The 15,278-nt window shown below is 72.9% G+C and carries 13 protein-coding genes and 1 pseudogene; 3 read left to right on the top strand and 11 right to left on the bottom strand.

The genetic code is table 11. The annotated features are described in order from the left end of the window. Positions 1-677 precede the first annotated feature (677 nt). Together ACFYMO_RS17325 and bldG are read right to left on the bottom strand one after the other, a co-directional pair. A complete protein-coding gene (locus ACFYMO_RS17325; RefSeq protein WP_366773369.1) occupies positions 678-1,247 on the bottom strand; it encodes an ATP-binding protein in 570 nt (189 codons plus the stop codon). Positions 1,248-1,384: 137 nt separating this feature from the next. Beyond that, positions 1,385-1,726, bottom strand: coding sequence for an anti-sigma factor antagonist BldG (gene bldG, locus ACFYMO_RS17320; protein WP_016473000.1), 342 nt, complete (start codon positions 1,724-1,726; stop codon positions 1,385-1,387). A gap of 390 nt (positions 1,727-2,116) precedes the next feature. On the opposite strand from bldG, the gene ACFYMO_RS17315 reads away from it, so the two are divergent. Continuing rightward, positions 2,117-4,417 (top strand): DEAD/DEAH box helicase, encoded by a 2,301-nt coding sequence (locus ACFYMO_RS17315; protein ID WP_366773368.1) that lies wholly within the window; start codon positions 2,117-2,119, stop codon positions 4,415-4,417. A gap of 176 nt (positions 4,418-4,593) precedes the next feature. On the opposite strand, the pseudogene ACFYMO_RS17310 reads toward ACFYMO_RS17315, so the two are convergent. From ACFYMO_RS17310 to ssd, 7 genes and pseudogenes are all read right to left on the bottom strand, one after another. Beyond that, positions 4,594-4,803: pseudogene (locus ACFYMO_RS17310) on the bottom strand (Rv3654c family TadE-like protein); the annotation flags it as partial. Positions 4,804-4,846: 43 nt separating this feature from the next. After that, a complete protein-coding gene (locus ACFYMO_RS17305; protein WP_366773367.1) occupies positions 4,847-5,182 on the bottom strand; it encodes a TadE family type IV pilus minor pilin in 336 nt (111 codons plus the stop codon). Positions 5,183-5,303: 121 nt separating this feature from the next. Next, positions 5,304-5,513, bottom strand: coding sequence for a DUF4244 domain-containing protein (locus ACFYMO_RS17300; RefSeq protein ID WP_366773366.1), 210 nt, complete (start codon positions 5,511-5,513; stop codon positions 5,304-5,306). Between the two features lie 95 nt (positions 5,514-5,608). After that, positions 5,609-6,328 (bottom strand): type II secretion system F family protein, encoded by a 720-nt coding sequence (locus ACFYMO_RS17295; protein WP_388547196.1) that lies wholly within the window; start codon positions 6,326-6,328, stop codon positions 5,609-5,611. Between the two features lie 119 nt (positions 6,329-6,447). Next, positions 6,448-7,446, bottom strand: a complete 999-nt coding sequence (locus ACFYMO_RS17290) for a type II secretion system F family protein (protein ID WP_388547193.1) — start codon at positions 7,444-7,446, stop codon at positions 6,448-6,450. After that, positions 7,443-8,861: a TadA family conjugal transfer-associated ATPase gene (locus tag ACFYMO_RS17285; protein ID WP_366773363.1), complete on the bottom strand. Its 1,419-nt coding sequence runs from the start codon at positions 8,859-8,861 to the stop codon at positions 7,443-7,445. The genes ACFYMO_RS17290 and ACFYMO_RS17285 overlap by 4 nt, the downstream gene beginning before the upstream one ends. After that, entirely contained in the window at positions 8,858-10,009 is a 1,152-nt protein-coding gene (gene ssd, locus ACFYMO_RS17280) for a septum site-determining protein Ssd (RefSeq protein WP_388547188.1), read from the bottom strand. The genes ACFYMO_RS17285 and ssd overlap by 4 nt, the downstream gene beginning before the upstream one ends. Before the next feature lie 453 nt (positions 10,010-10,462). Here ssd and ACFYMO_RS17275 point away from each other — a divergent pair, with 453 nt between their 5' ends. Continuing rightward, the gene (locus tag ACFYMO_RS17275) at positions 10,463-11,308 is read left to right on the top strand and encodes an HAD family hydrolase (protein ID WP_366773361.1); all 846 of its coding nucleotides are present in this window, start codon (positions 10,463-10,465) and stop codon (positions 11,306-11,308) included. 583 nt (positions 11,309-11,891) lie between these two features. On the opposite strand, the gene ACFYMO_RS17270 is transcribed toward ACFYMO_RS17275, so the two are convergent. After that, positions 11,892-12,776, bottom strand: coding sequence for an oxidoreductase (locus ACFYMO_RS17270; protein ID WP_366773360.1), 885 nt, complete (start codon positions 12,774-12,776; stop codon positions 11,892-11,894). Between the two features lie 106 nt (positions 12,777-12,882). On the opposite strand from ACFYMO_RS17270, the gene ACFYMO_RS17265 reads away from it, so the two are divergent. After that, complete coding sequence (locus ACFYMO_RS17265; RefSeq protein WP_366773359.1) at positions 12,883-13,878, top strand: ATP-binding protein; 996 nt, start codon at positions 12,883-12,885, stop codon at positions 13,876-13,878. Between the two features lie 80 nt (positions 13,879-13,958). Here ACFYMO_RS17265 and ACFYMO_RS17260 read toward each other — a convergent pair whose 3' ends face one another. Continuing rightward, the gene (locus ACFYMO_RS17260; protein ID WP_366773358.1) at positions 13,959-15,200 is read right to left on the bottom strand and encodes a hypothetical protein; all 1,242 of its coding nucleotides are present in this window, start codon (positions 15,198-15,200) and stop codon (positions 13,959-13,961) included. Positions 15,201-15,278 lie beyond the last annotated feature (78 nt).

Raw genomic sequence — 15,278 nt, 5'->3', positions numbered from 1 at the left:
CACAGGAAGCGGATAATTCGCTCGCACGAGGGAATCCGCAAATTCAACTGACCCCAGGAAAACGATCTATCGGGTGAACGAAGAGGGTCGGAGCGACCGGTTTAATGGCTGGTCAGAAATATCGAAACGGATCTTCAAAGATCAGAAATGAAGATCACAAAACCCGGCACGGGCGAGTGAACCGAAGATCGAAAATCTTCTCGGGATGTGGCGGGCTATGACGGGGGAGGATGTGGAGGTCCGGAAAGTTTTCCGGGGAGGACGGGTCCCGGGAGCCGGAGACAGCTCCGGGTCGGCGGTCGACGCACCGACAGCGTCCCGGGGCCCGGCCCCCGGTCCTGGCGGCTCGATGCCGGCTTCTCGGTGCCGGCTTCTCGGCCCCGGCGGCTCAGTCCCGGCGGCTCAGTCCCAGCTTCTCGGCCCTCGGCATGGCGGCCGGTCCCCGCCCCGGCACGCAACCTCAGGAGGCGTCCAGAGACGTCCAGAGACGATCAGGAGACGTCACGAGAGTCCGGGTTCCAGGAGCAGCCGGCCCAGGCGTACGACTCCGCCCCGGGCCCCGGCAGCCCGGGACGGACCAAGGGCCGACTCCGCAGGGACGGGTCCGGATCCCGGACAGAGGAGCAGGAACCGGGCCGAGGCCAGGCACCGGACCGAGGACAGGCCCGGTGCAGGTTTCAGGGGAGGACGGGCTCCGTCGTGGGCCAGCTCATACGGATCACGCCGCCGTTCTCGTCGGTCGTCACCTCGACGTCGTCCACCAGCCCGCTGATCACCGCGAGCCCCATCTCCCCGTCGCCCTCGTCCTCCTCGGGGACCGGTTCGGGGATCTCGTCGCGGGCTCCGGGCATCAGCGCCCCCTCGGCCTCCACGAGCCCACCGGCCGCTCCGCCCGTGGGGCCGCTGCCGTTTCCGGCAGCCTTGGCCGCGGCACCGTTCTTCGGTGCTGCCGAGGCTCCGGCCCCGAGCGTGCCGCCGGGCAGCGAGAAACGCCGGTGCGGCGCCTCGTCCCCGACCTCGATCGAGAACTTCTTCTCGTCCTCGATGAGCGACACCCGCACCGGGCTGCTGAGGCCGTGACTCATGTGCAGTCCGACGGCGCGGGTGCACGCCTCGCCGACGGCCAGCCGCACCTCGTCGAGCACGGCTTCGTCGACACCGGCCCGCCGCGCCACGGCGGCAGCCACCAGCCGCGCCGTACGGACGTGCTCCGGCAGCGCGCTGAAGAGCAGCTCAACGGTGGCCATGCCATCCCCCTCGGTCTTCCCTGAAAGTCTGCGATGTCCGTCCGAGGACTCGGAGAGCCGGGCCCCGGCGCCCATGCGCCAGTCAGCCGATGAGCCGCCGGTCCGCCCCACTGGGGACGGACCGGCGGTCCGGCATGTCAGTCAGTGGCCGCTACGGCCTCGTCGACCGAGGAGTGGATCGGGAACACCTTCGTGAGACCGGTGATCCGGAAGATCTTGAGAATGCGCTCCTGGTTGCAGACCAGGCGCAGCGAGCCCTCGTGGGCACGCACCCGCTTGAGCCCACCCACGAGCACGCCGAGCCCGGTGGAGTCGAGGAAGTCGACGCCCTCCATGTCCACGACGAGGTGGTAGCTGCCGTCGTTTACGAGCTCGACCAACTGCTCACGCAGCTTGGGCGCGGTGTATACATCAATCTCGCCACCGACCTCGACGATCGTACGATCGCCTACGGTTCGGGTCGACAGGGACAGGTCCACGGATCCTCCAGCACCTTGCTATCGAGCGGTCAGCCCCCTCGGTTCTCCCTCCCCCTGCCCTGACGGAGGGAGGTACCCCCAAAGGCAGGGGACGGATCGGCAGCCGCAGAGGCATTCAATCACTTACCAGCAGGAGGGGACGACGCCTTGCGGTCATTGTCCGCCTCGCCAGTGACACACTCGGTACCGATGGCCAACGAACAGCACACCCGGTCCGCGAGCGTACGCCCGCGAGCCGAGCCGCAGCGCTCGGCCCCCCGCGGCGACCCTCGCGACGTGCTCGCTCGTCTCACCAAGGGGCCGGACCGCGCCGGGCGTGTCACCCATACGGAGCACTTGCCCCCGCGAAACGGTCGCCATGCAGAATGGCCCGACCGGATCCGGCCGGAAGTGATCGATGCCGTGCAGCAGACGGGCATCGACCGCCCCTGGGAGCACCAGGCCCGCGCCGCCGCCCATGCCCTCGACGGCGACTCCGTGATCATCGCCACAGGTACCGCCTCCGGAAAATCCCTCTCCTATCTCGTCCCCGTGCTCAGCACCCTGCTGGACGGTTCCGAGGCCCCGAACGGACGCGGCGCCACCGCGCTGTACCTCTCGCCCACCAAGGCACTCGCGGCGGACCAGCGGCGCGCCGTGACGAATCTGGCCTCCCCGCTGGGCACCGGAGTGCGGGCGGCCGTCTTCGACGGGGACACTCCGGTGGAAGAGCGCGAATGGGTGCGGCTGTACGCCAATTACGTGCTGACCAACCCGGACATGCTCCACCGCGGCCTGCTACCGGGCCACAGCCGGTGGTCCTCCTTCCTGCGGGCCCTGCGCTACGTGGTCGTCGACGAGTGCCACACCTACCGCGGCGTCTTCGGCTCCCACGTCGCCCAAGTGCTGCGGCGGCTACGCCGGGTGTGCGCGCGCTACGGCTCCGAACCGGTCTTCCTGCTGGCCTCCGCCACCGCGGCGGCGCCCGGCGAGGGAGCGGCCCGGCTCACCGGTGTGCGCCCGGTCGAGATCACCGAGGACACCTCCCCGCGAGGAGAGACCGTCTTCGCCCTGTGGGAGCCGCCATTGACCGAACTGGAGGGCGAACGCGGCGCCCCGGTCCGCCGCACCGCCACCGCCGAGGCCGCCGAGCTGCTCACCGATCTGGCGGCCCAGGAGGTACGTACTGTCGCCTTCGTACGCTCCCGCCGCGGCGCCGAGCTGATCTCCCTCATCGCCCAGGACCGCCTCGCCGCTCTCCCCGCGCCCCGCCGCCCCGGTATCGCCGGGAGCCCGGCACCGGAAGCGGCGCACGACACCGCCACGACGCCCGGCAGCCGCGGCGCCGGGGACCCGGTACCGGGCGCGGAGCGGCCTGCCGGGCTGTCCGCGCGGATCGCGGCCTACCGGGGCGGCTATCTGCCCGAGGAACGGCGCGCCCTGGAGCGGGCACTGCACACCGGCGAGCTGCTGGGACTCGCCGCCACGAACGCGCTGGAACTCGGCATCGACATCTCCGGTCTGGACGCCGTCCTCATCACCGGCTACCCCGGCACCCGCGCGTCACTCTGGCAGCAGGCCGGGCGGGCCGGCCGGGCCGGTCAGGGCGCGCTGGCCATCATGATCGCCCGGGACGAACCGCTGGACACCTATCTCGTCCACCACCCCGAGTCCGTCTTCCACACCCCGGTCGAGTCCACCGTCCTGGATCCGCACAACCCCTATGTCCTGGCGCCCCACCTGTGCGCAGCCGCAGCCGAGCTCCCGCTCACCGAATCAGACTTCGCCCTCTTCGGACCGGAGACGCCGGAACTGCTGGGCAAGCTCGAAGAGCGCAAGCTGCTGCGGCGCCGCAGCTCCGGCTGGCACTGGACCCGCAAGGAGCGGGCCGCCGACCTGACCGACATCCGCGGCAGCGGCGGGAAGCCGGTGCAGGTGGTGGAGGACGGCACGGGGCGGCTGCTGGGCACCGTCGACGCCGGTGCCGCGCACACCACCGTCCACGAGGGCGCGGTCCATCTGCACCAGGGCCGCACCTATGTGGTGCGCCGGCTCGATCTGGAGGACTCCGCCGCGCTCGTCGAGGAGGCGTCGCCTCCGTGGACCACGATGGCGCGTGACACCACCTCTCTCGCCGTGCTGAAGACCGAGGCCGAGCACCCCTGGGGCGACGCCCGGCTGTGCTTCGGATCCGTCGAGGTCACCAATCAGGTCGTCTCCTATCTGCGCCGCCGCCTGCTGACCGGCGAGGTCCTCGGCGAGACCAAGCTCGACCTGCCACCCCGCACCCTGCGCACCCGCGCGGTGTGGTGGACCGTCACCGAGGATCAGCTCGACGCCGCCCGGATCGGCCCGGAGATCCTGGCCGGATCGCTGCACGCCGCCGAGCACGCGGCCATCGGCATGCTGCCGCTGTTCGCCACCTGCGACCGTTGGGACATCGGCGGTGTCTCCATCGCCCTGCACCCGGACACCCTCCTTCCCACCGTCTTCGTCTACGACGGCCAGCCCGGCGGGGCCGGCTTCGCCGAGCGGGCTTTCCACACCGCGCGCGGCTGGCTGACCGCCACCCGCGACGCCATCGCCTCCTGCGAGTGCGAGGCGGGCTGCCCCTCGTGCATCCAGTCGCCCAAGTGCGGAAACGCCAACGACCCGCTCCACAAGCGCGGTGCCGTCCGGCTCCTCACCGAACTCCTCCGCTCCGCCACCTGAACCGCCGCCGGGCCCGCTTCCCCGGCGCCTCCTTCCTCCGGTTCCGGTGCCGACGGCATCGGTGGGCGGTCTGCGTCCGCCGCATCGGTGGACACGTCCGCGGTCGGGAGGTCGGCCGGGCCGGCACGGGCACGCGCTCGCGCCGTGTAAGGCCCCCACCGCAGTCGTGTCTCCAGATCCGCGACCTCGCCCCGGACCGTGCAGCGGGCCACCCGCGTGTGCTGGGCCCGGGCCACCCGGCGCGCCGTCGCACAGGCCCGGGCCGGGCCGGCCGGCGCGCGGTCGGCCGCAGCGAGCGCCGCCAGATCGGCGGCGGCGCCCGCCCGGTGCCGTACCCAGACCGCCTGGCCGAAGCCCAGCACTCCCGCGAACGCGCCGCACAGCACCACGACGCTCAGTGCCGCCCACACCGAGGCCGACCCTCCGTCCTCACGGAATCCGGCTGCCACCCGCCCTCCTCTCGTCCAGCGCGACCGCCTCCGCGCGCAGCTCCACGGTCAGCGGGCCCGGGCCGGCCGTTCGAGCCCGCACCGCGACCCGCACCAGCTCGCCCTTCCGTACCGTCTTCACCCGAGCGCCGGGCGGGGCAGCCGCCCGCGCGGCCTGCCGGACGCCGTCCTCGGGCTCGCCGCGGGCAGCCGCCCGTGCTCCGGCGCGCGCCGCGTCCACACACTGGATCCGGGCCACCGCGGCCATCAGCCCCCACAGGAGTCCGGCCACCAGGAGCACCAGGGCCGGGATCACCACGGCGGCCTCCGCTGTCACATATCCGGCACTCCGATCCGCCTTCCGCAGCCGCCCTCCACCGCTTGCGCCGAGATCCCGGCCCCACTGTCCACGGCCGGGCCGCCCGCTATCGGGCCTCCGGCCCCGGCCCGGCGCCCGGTCAGAACGGCGCATCGAGCGCCCGTTCGACGAGACTTTGCAGCTGGGCGCTCACCGCGCCGCTGGTGACGACCTTGTAGAGCACTGCGGCCAACGCGACCGCTGCGAGGGTGCCCATGGCGTACTCGGCCGTACTCATCCCGCTGTCCCCGCCGGGACACCGCAGCTTCGCGCACTCCCACAGCCGACGCAGCCTCGCGAGGCCTGTCATCCGCTCGTCCTCCATCAACCGATGTCCTCTCTCGATGTCCGCACAGAGCGAGCCGCTCACTGCCCGCGACCGGCCCGTGTGCCGTCTGCTGCCGCTCACCACAGCGACCGGGCGAGCCCCAGCAGCACGGGTACGACTCCGACCACCAGGAACGCGGGCAGGAAGCACAGCCCCAGAGGCCCGGTGACCAGTACCGCCGCCCGTCTCGCCTTGCTGCCCGCGGCCCGGGCCCGGCCGCCTCGCAGTTCGGCGGCCAGCCGGGCGACGGAGTCGACCGCGGGCACTCCGGCCGTCCCGGCACGCTCCATGCACCGGGCGAACTCCACACCCCAGGGCCGCTCGGCGAACCGCCCCCACACCAGTGCGGGTTCGGCACCCAGGCGCAGCTCCACGGCGGCTCGCGCCAGCCGGGTCCCCAACGGGCCGCCGACCGAGCTCCCGACGGCCTCGGCGGCGCGGCCGGGACCGGCCCCGGCCGCCAGGCAGGCCGCGATCAGCTCGACGACCAGGGGGAGCTGTTCCTCTTCGGTCCGCTCCATGCTGCTCCGGGGATCCTGTGCGGCGGCCCGCCGCAGCAGCCGCCACGTCCCCCAGGCGGCCGCGCCACCCACCAGCCATCCGGCCGCGCCGCCGATCAGCAGCAGTCCCAGCACACCGGCGCCCGTCGAAGCGGCGCCCTCGCGTACCCGCCTTGTGCGCAGGCCGACGGTGAACCGCTTCCCGGTGCCCGTCCGCCGGCCCGTCGGTCCGGGGCCGGCTCCGCCGGGTCCCCGCTCCGCCGGGACCCCGCACACGAGGTGCGCGCGACGCCGCACGGATCCCTCCGTCCTGAGTGCCCCCAGTGCCTGCGCCAGGCTCCACGCCACCGCCAGCGTCCCCGTGGCAGCCGGGGCCCATGTCCACACCCTGGGGACAACGTCGAACCATCCGGCGCTCACTTCGACCAGCCCCTGCCGGGCTGTGCGCCCCGCTCCGCCCCGGGTGCGGGAGCCGTGACACCGGCGGGTTCCGCTGCGCCCTCGGCGGCGCGCACGATGCGGGCGACCCACAGCAGCCCGGCCCACTCCAGCAGCGCTCCGACGACGAGGCAGCCGAATCCGGTCGGAGTGTGCAGCAGGATCCAGAGCGGATCGGCGTCCATGGCGGTGCCCAGGGCCAGTCCGAAGACCGGCAGCAGCGCCAGCACCAAGGCGGTGGAGCGGGGCCCGGCCAGTTGTGCCCGCAGTTCCGCACGCTGCTCGCCGTGTGCGCGCACCGCCCCCGCCACCCGTTCCAACCCCTCGGCCAGCCCTGCTCCGCCTTCGACGGCCACCTGCCAGCAGGCAGCCGCCCCGGCCAGCCCCTCCGCTCCGGGCAGCAGCGCGGCCTCGCGCAGCGCCGCCGGTACATCGCCACCGAACCGGGCCGCGGCGCGTACAGCTGCCCCCGCGTCCCCCAGGCATCGCAGCGGCGCACGGTCGACGGCCAGCAGCGCGCTGTCCGGCTGCTTCCCGGCCCGCAGTTCGCCCGCGACCGCCCCGCACAGTCGGGCCACGGCGGTCTCGCGCTCCTGTGCCAGCCGCCCCGCGGCACGCCGCCGCAGCCACCGCCGGGCCAGAGGAACGGCGGCGAGCCCGGCCGGCGCCGGAATCCAGGACCGGCCCAGCAGCGCCACCAGCACTCCCGCGAGCAGGCACCACCACTCGTGCCCGGCCCGTCCGGCGAAGCGTGCACGGGCCGCGGCGGTGGCTTCCCGCCAGCGGTCCGGCAGGGCGACCGCTGGGCGCCGCGCCGATGTCTCCGCTCCGCCCGCGAGCAGCAGTCTGGCCCGCCGGGCTCCTTCATGGCGCCCGGTCAGCAGCCAGGCCGCCGCACCCGCGCACATCGCCGCGGCGTACGCCGCGTGGGTCACCGGGGGCTCGATCCCCGCCGCGAGGGCTGCGGTACAGCTCATCGGGGGCTCCTCTGCATGGGCCATGGCCCGTTCGGTGGCACCGGAGCCGTCACGGCACCGGCCGCGGCCGGAAGCGGCCCTCGGGCGCGTCCCGCTACGGAAGCGACACTTCCGGGGAGGCCCGTGCTCTCGGCGGGCAGGCCCTCGCCCTCCGCTCCGTCGGCGTGTCGCCGCAGGAGCAACTCCTCCAGCCGTGGCCAGCCGCGCGCCCGGACGAACCCGGTTGCGGGGTCACGAGGGCCGCCCGCTCCCGGACCGCTCCACACGGCGGCCGGCACCGTCGTCACCAGACCGGCCGCGTCCCGCTCCAGCACGTGGATCTGTGCGATCCGCCGCCTGCCGTCGCGCCCCCGGACCACGTGCACGATCAGGTCCAGCGCCGCCGCCAACTGGCTGTGCAGCGCGGCCCGGTCGAGGCCCGCCGTGCCGGCCAGGGCTTCCAGCCGGGCCGGGACGTCTGCGGCGGCGTTGGCGTGCACGGTCCCGCACCCGCCCTCGTGACCGGTGTTCAGGGCGGCCAGCAGATCGGTGACCTCGGGACCCCGGACCTCGCCCACGACCAGGCGGTCGGGCCGCATGCGCAGCGCCTGCCGCACCAGATCGCGCAGTTCCACCCGGCCCACACCTTCCTGGTTGGCCGGGCGGGCCTCCAGTCGTACGACATGGGGGTGGTCGGGGCGCAGTTCGGCCGAGTCCTCGGCGAGGACGATGCGTTCGTCGGGGCCGGCCAGCCCCAGCAGGGTGGACAGGAGTGTCGTCTTGCCGCATCCGGTGCCACCGCTGACGACGAAGGAGAGGCGGGCGTCCAGTACGGCTCGCAGCAGCCGTTCCCCGCCCGGCGGCACCGTCCCGGCGGTCACGAGCTCCGCCAGGCCGAAGGCACGGGGGCGCATCACCCGCAGGGAGAGGCAGGTGCAGCCCACGGCGACCGGGGGCAGTACCGCGTGCAGTCTGGTGCCGTCCGGGAGCCGGGCGTCGACCCAGGGCCGGGCGTCGTCGAGGCGGCGCCCCGCCGAGGTTGCCAGCCGCTGCGCGAGCCTGCGCACGGCGGCGGCGTCGGGGAAGCGCACCCGGGTAGGCTCCAGGCCCCGGCCGCGGTCCACCCAGACCTGGTCGGGGGCGGTGACCAGCACGTCGGTGGCCTCGGGGTCGGCCAGCAGAGGTTCGAGCGGGCCGACCCCGACGAGTTCGGAGCGGAGGGCCTCCACGACCCCCAGCACCGCGCTGTCGCCCATCAGCCGTCCCTGGGCCCGCAGCGCGGCGGCCACCCCGGCGGGTGTCGGCTCGGCGCCCGCTTCGGCGAGGCTGCGCCGCACCGAGTCCAGCAGCGAGGTGCCTGCGCCGGTCGCGCCCGTGCGGCGTGCGGCGCCCGTCGTCGGCGCGGCCGCTCGGGCGCCGTCGTCCCGCGCGGTCATGCCGCCACTCCCGTGCCGCTGAGCACCTGCTCCCAGAACCGGCCGCAGAAGCGGGCCAGGGCGCCGTTCTTCGCCGAGCCGGGCGGCCTGCCGCGGTCGACGTCCGCGAGCAGCCCGCGTTCCCAGGGGAGCTCACCGGCCAGCGGCAGTCCCAGCAGCCGGGCGACCTCCGTGTCGTCGAGTCCGGCGTCGGGCGGGTTGCGGCGCTGCGGGCCGTCCGGCGGCCGCACCACCGCCCGCAGGTCGCGGACCGCCGATCGGGTGCGGGCGGCGACCCGGTGGGCCGCGGCGACGGCGCGCAGTTCCGCGGGGACGACCGCAAGTCCGAGGTCGAGCTGCACCAGCGCTTCCGCGACCGTCGCGTCGACCTGCCGGGGCAGGTCGACGACGACCACTCCGCCGCGCCGCCGGGCAGCGGAGAGCACCGCCTTCATGGCGTCGGCGGGTACCGGCGCCCGCTCGCCCCGGTCCCAGCTGAGCACGCTCAGGCCGTGCGGCCGGGGCAGGGAGTCCGCGAGGGCGGCACCGCCGACCCGGCCGCGTGACTCGGCGAAGTCGGGCCATCGCAGCCCCTGCGTCCGTTCCGCGCCGAGCAGGATGTCCAGGCCGCCGCCGAGCGGGTCGGCGTCGACGAGTGTCGTCCGCTCGCCGGCGGCGGCCGCGGTGACCGCCAGGGCGCACGCCAGGGTGGAGGCCCCGGCTCCGCCCCTGCCGCCGATGACTCCCACGGTCAGGGCCGCATCGCCGACCCCTTCCAAAGCGTCGGCGATGCGGCCGGTCAGCCAGCTCTCCGCATCGGGCAGCAGGGCCACGCTCTCCGCACCGACGCGTACTCCGCGCTGCCAGACGCCCGGATCGTCCCAGTCCCGCCCGATCAGCAGTACCCCGGGCCGCCGCGGGACCGGCCCGTCCGCGCCGGGCGTGCCGTCGTCGGCGGCGCCGAATCCGGAGGCACCGGCGCAGTCGTCGCCGACGAGCACCAGGGGCGCCCGCTCCCAGGAGGCGGCGCCGCTCCAGGAGGCCCACCCCGCGCCGCCCGACGGGCCGCCGTGAGCGACCTGGGGCTCCGTCCCGGCGGCTGCGCACAGTCGCAGTAGGTCATCGAGGAGTTCCTCGTCCTCGGTGACAATCAGAATGTTTTCGGCCACGCTCCGGGCCCTCCCCGTCAGTTGGGCACTCGCGTCCGCAAACGCCTGCGGACACCGACGGGATTCACGGTGCAGCGAACCGGAAAAACTTGTGGATCATGGTCGAAAACTGTGGACAACCCAGAGACTGTGAATAACTCACTCACCCAAACCAGTGACCATCGGAGAGCAGTCTTTCGATTACCCTGCGTCACTTCGAGGGGGAATCCGGGAGTCCGCTCCCGAAAGATCGAAAAGGCCCCGCCCCCTGCGGGCCGAGGCCGAGAAATGCCCCCGGACATGCGACGACCCCCGCCGGGGGGGAGAGCGGGGGTCGTCCCCACGGCCGACTCGGGGGGGGAGGAGTCGGGCCGGGTTAGCACGGTCGCGAACGATCCGTGACTTCCATGGTGTACCCGAGAGCCTTCTCAGGCAAACCCACGCGCCCCAGCTTACGCCGAATGGTGGGCGCCTATGCTCGGTGCCGTGAAAAATCTCGCGATGCCCCGGACAGCCGCCTTCTTCGATCTGGACAAGACGGTCATTGCGAAGTCGAGCACGCTCACCTTCGGCAAGTCCTTCTACCAGGGTGGCCTGATCAATCGCCGCGCAGTGCTCCGGACTGCCTACGCGCAGTTCGTATATCTCCTCGGAGGCGCCGATCACGACCAGATGGAACGGATGCGGGAGTACCTCTCCGGACTCGCCCGCGGCTGGGACGTCGAGCAGGTCAGAGAGATCGTCGCGGAGACGATCCACGGCCTGATCGACCCGATCATCTACGACGAGGCCGCCTCCCTCATCGAGAAGCACCACCTGGCGGGACGCGACGTGGTCATCGTCTCGTCCTCCGGCGCCGAGGTGGTCGAACCGATCGGGCGGATGATCGGCGCCGACCGGGTGGTGGCCACCCGCATGGTCGTCGAGGAGGGCCGCTTCACCGGAGAGATCGAGTACTACGCCTACGGCCCGACCAAGGCAGAGGCCGTCCGGGAACTGGCGGAGTCCGAGGGGTACGACCTCGCGCGGTGCTACGCCTACAGCGACTCGGTCACGGACCTGCCGATGCTGGAGGCGGTCGGCAATCCGCACGCCGTCAACCCGGACCGGGCCCTGCGCAAGGAGGCACTCGCGCGCGAGTGGCCGGTGCTGACGTTCTCCCGGCCCGTACGGCTCAGGCAGCGCATCCCGGCGCTGTCCATGCCTTCGCGGCCCGCGCTGGCGCTGACAGCGGTGGCGGTGGGCGCCGCCGCGGCGACAGCGGGCTTCGTGTGGCTCAGCAACCGGAACCGGCCGACTCCGCTGTTCCGCCACTCCTGACACATGGGCCCCGCAGGACACTTCCTGCCGCAGACAGGCACGCACACATTACCGTCAGAACACCACAGAACGGGCAGAGTAAAGATCTGACGGCGGGGCTTCCGCTCGCCCCCGGCGGGGAGTACAAAGGAATCGACGGCCCGCGAGACCGACGGCATCCGAGAGGATCCCGTTTCACGCAGATGGCCCCACGGACCGCACGCATGAATACCGGGCACCCACGCGACGCAGAGCCCGCGATCGGGCAGGTCCCCTCAGGAACGGGCAAAGATTCCGCCCTGACGTTCGGACATCATCACGCACGCACTGGTAACCCGGTGGACATGCCAGCGACGGCCCCGCCCCGACGGCGGGGCCGCTCGCATTCCCGATCCGGTCGACCGCCACGTCCGACCGGTTCGCGGCGTCATGCGCCGGATTGGCTCACCCCCGCAGCGGCGTCCGACGGGTCCCCGCCCGGCGTCCGGCCGGTCCGCGGCCTCCCGCCACCCGCACCGGCTCACTCCGCCGCGGTGTTCGGGCCGTGGCGGTGCCACGGCACTCGGCACCGCCCGAAGAGCCGAACGTGCTGCCCGGCCCCCGGTCAGGCCGCTCCCCGCTGCATCGCCTCGCACACCGCGGTGCTCTCGCGGACACCGAGTTCGACCGCGCGTCCGCAGTGCGCGATCCACTGGGTCACTCCTTCGGGTGTTCCTGAGGCGTAGCCGCGCAGGGCCGTCAGATACGCCTCCCGGCCCAGCTCCGCATGGCCCACCTCGGCCGGGCAGACGGCCTTGGGGTCGAGACCGCTGCCCACCAGCACGACGCGCTCGGCGGCACGTGCGACCTGCCCGTTGTACGAACCGAACGGGCGCAGCACCTGGAGTTCGCCGTGCACGACGGCGGAGGTCACCAGCGCGGGGGCCGCGGTGCCGCCGGTGACGAGCTGTGCCAGCCCGTCCAGCCGGGCCGCGACCTCGTCGGCCCCGGGCAGCTCCAGGCCGAGCTCCGGGCCGTCGACCGGCTCTCCCGGACGGCGCGGCCGGCCCACGGTGCCCTCGGGGGCCACTCCCCCGGCGGCGACCAGGTGCAACCGGGCCAGTACGCGCAGCGGGGACTGCTGCCAGATGTCGAGCAGCTGCCCGGCCTCGGCCGTCACCCGCAGACCCGCGCCGACCGTGCGGGCGTCGGGTTCCACACCGAAGTCGCTGCGGCGGCGCACCTCTTCGAGCGCCCAGTCGACGCCTTCCGAAGCGGCGGTGGCACGGGCTCCGCGCAAGGCGGCCTCCGCGCTGACCTCGCTGCTGCGGCGGCGCATGACCCGGTGCCCGTAGACCCGGTCGACGGAGCCGCGCACGGACTCGACGGCCTCCGGCACGCCCGGCAGCGCGGCGAGGGAGGCCAGCGGATCGGCCGCGGCGGGCCCGTGGGCCGAGGAGCCCGAGGAGTTCGAGGTGCCGCCGTCGTCGGGGCGAGCGGTGCTACTCATGCGTACGACCCTACGCACCCGGCCGGGCGGCCCAACCCCACGATCGAGTGGTCTTCTTCACTCACGTCCGCCGGTGCGGTGCTCCCGACCGCTTACGCTGTTGAACATGAAGATCGCTTTCGTAGGGAAGGGCGGCAGCGGGAAGACCACGCTGTCCTCGCTGTTCGTGCGCCATCTCGCCGCCCGGAGCGCCCCCGTCGTCGCCGTCGACGCCGACATCAACCAGCATCTGGGTGCCGCGCTGGGGCTGGACGACTCCGAGGCCGCGGCACTGCCGGCGCTGGGCGCCCACCTGCCGCTCATCAAGGAGTACCTGCGGGGCAGCAACCCGCGGATCGCCTCCGCCGAGAAGATGATCAAGACGACACCGCCCGGCGAGGGCTCCCGGCTGCTCCGGCTGCAGGAGGACAACCCGGTCTACGACGCCTGCGCACGCGCTCTCGCACTGGACGGCGGGGATGTCCGGCTGCTGGCCACCGGCCCGTTCACCGAGTCCGACCTGGGCGTGGCCTGCTACCACTCCAAGACGGGAGCGGTGGAGCTGCTGCTGAACCACTTGGTGGACGACCGCGAGGAGTACCTGGTCGTCGACATGACGGCGGGCAGCGACTCCTTCGCCTCCGGAATGTTCACCCGCTTCGACATGACGTTCCTGGTGGCCGAACCCACCCGCAAGGGTGTGTCGGTCTACCGGCAGTACAAGGAGTACGCACGGGACTTCGGGGTCGCCCTGCGCGTGGTGGGCAACAAGGTGCAGAGCGCGGACGACGTCGACTTCCTGCGCCAGGAGGTGGGCGAGGACCTGCTGGTGACCTTCGGCCACTCGGACTGGGTGCGAGCCATGGAGAAGGGCCGCCCGCGCCCCTTCGCCGAGCTGGAGGACGACAATGCCCGCTCCCTGGCCGCGTTGTACGAGACGGCCGACGCCGCGTACGGGCTGCGGGACTGGGAGCGGTACACGCGGCAGATGGTGCACTTCCATCTGCGCAACGCGGAGAGCTGGGGCAACGAGAAGACCGGCGCGGACCTCGCGGCGCAGGTGGATCCGTCGTTCGCACTGGGCGAAGGGGCGCGGGCTGCGGCGACGCCGCAGCCGGCCTGACCGCTCCGGACGCGTCCGACCGCACGGCTGCGCGGTGAGCTCCCGTTCCGGGCGACCGGGGCCCGGAACGGGAGCGCCGCTCAGCTCGCCTCGGCCGCGGTGGTGTCCTCGGCGAGGAACCTGCGCCAGCCGCCCGCGGGCTTCTCGCCGACCTGCAGGGTGCGCAGCTTGGCGAGCATGCCCGGGTCCTGTGCGTCGAGCCAGTCGGTCAGCTGGCGGAACGAGACGCAGCGGACGCCGTCCTTGCGGCAGACCGTCTTCATGACGTCCTCGACGGCGTCCATGTAGATGCCGCCGTTCCAGTCCTCGAAATGGTTGCCGATGATCATCGGCGCGCGGTTGCCCGTATAGGCGCGTCGGAACCCCTGGAGCAGGCCGTCGCGCATCTGGCGCTTCCAGTGCGGCCGCTTCTCCACCGCTCCGTCGACGCTGCCGGACTGGTTGGCGAGGAAGTTGTAGTCCATCGAGAGCGTCTCGAACGCCCGTCCGGGTACGGGGACCTGTTGCAGCGGCAGGTCCCAGAGGCCTTGCCGCTTGTCCGGCCACACCTGGGTGCCGTTGCCGCTGGAGTCGTAGCGGAAGCCCATCTGCGCGGCCGCCTTCAGCAGGTTGTCCTGCCCCTCCAGGCAGGGTGTGCGCCCTCCGACGAGTTCCCGCTTGTAGTCGAACGGGAGTGCTTCGGCCTTCTTCCACCCGGTGGTCGTCTTCCAGTTCTGGACGAACCAGCGGGCCTGCTCGATCTCGCTCTTCCACTGCTCGACCGACCACGCGCCCACGCCCTGCGGGCCGCAGAAGTGGCCGTTGAAGTGGGTGCCGATCTCGCTGCCGTCCAGCCACGCCTTGCGTACCTGGCGGAGCGTGGCGCGCACGTGCTTGTCGTTGAGGTAGCCGATGTCGGCGGCGCCCGGGGCGTGACCCGGCGGGGAGTAACGTTTCGCCTCATCCTCCGGCAGCGTGTAGATGCCGCTGAGGAAGTAGGTCTGCGCCGCCCCGTACTTCTTGCCGAGCTTGCGGAAGTGGGAGAAGAGCCCCTTGTCGTCCTCTCCGGCTCCGTCCCAGGAGAAGACGACGAACTGCGGCGGTTTCTTCCCCGGCTTCAGCTTGTGCGGCGTGGGCTGGAACGGCTGGCGGCCCGTCAGCGAGGTCGAACCGTCCCCCAGGAGCCGGGGCTTGGTCTGGGGACGGGCCCCGGGCGCCCCGCCGGGCGACTCCTCGACCCGCTGCGCGCTCCCGCCCCCGGAGCAGCCCGCCGCGGCCAGGGACAGTGCCAGCACTGTCGGGACCACGGTGGTGAGAGCGGGTCTTCTTCGCGTGGCTGCCATCGGCTCACCTCGTCCTGTCGCCTTGTCTCGTCGGTCACCGGGCGGGACCGGCGTTGCCACGCTCACAAAAGTGACATG

Origin of the sequence: Streptomyces sp. NPDC007025 (genome assembly GCF_042869455.1) — a bacterium.
Lineage (GTDB): Bacteria > Actinomycetota > Actinomycetes > Streptomycetales > Streptomycetaceae > Streptomyces.
The sequence above is the reverse complement of the archived record's forward strand: the minus strand, read 5'-3'. Positions and strand labels throughout refer to the sequence as shown.

Coding starts and splice junctions, on each gene's coding strand:
- ACFYMO_RS17325 (WP_366773369.1), bottom strand. CDS start 1,247: ATGGCCACCGTTGAGCTGCTCTTCAGCGCGCTGCCGGAGCACGTCCGT.
- ACFYMO_RS17300 (WP_366773366.1), bottom strand. CDS start 5,513: ATGACAGGCCTCGCGAGGCTGCGTCGGCTGTGGGAGTGCGCGAAGCTG.
- ACFYMO_RS17290 (WP_388547193.1), bottom strand. CDS start 7,446: ATGAGCTGTACCGCAGCCCTCGCGGCGGGGATCGAGCCCCCGGTGACC.
- ACFYMO_RS17285 (WP_366773363.1), bottom strand. CDS start 8,861: ATGACCGCGCGGGACGACGGCGCCCGAGCGGCCGCGCCGACGACGGGC.
- ACFYMO_RS17275 (WP_366773361.1), top strand. CDS start 10,463: ATGCTCGGTGCCGTGAAAAATCTCGCGATGCCCCGGACAGCCGCCTTC.
- ACFYMO_RS17270 (WP_366773360.1), bottom strand. CDS start 12,776: ATGAGTAGCACCGCTCGCCCCGACGACGGCGGCACCTCGAACTCCTCG.
- ACFYMO_RS17265 (WP_366773359.1), top strand. CDS start 12,883: ATGAAGATCGCTTTCGTAGGGAAGGGCGGCAGCGGGAAGACCACGCTG.
- ACFYMO_RS17260 (WP_366773358.1), bottom strand. CDS start 15,200: ATGGCAGCCACGCGAAGAAGACCCGCTCTCACCACCGTGGTCCCGACA.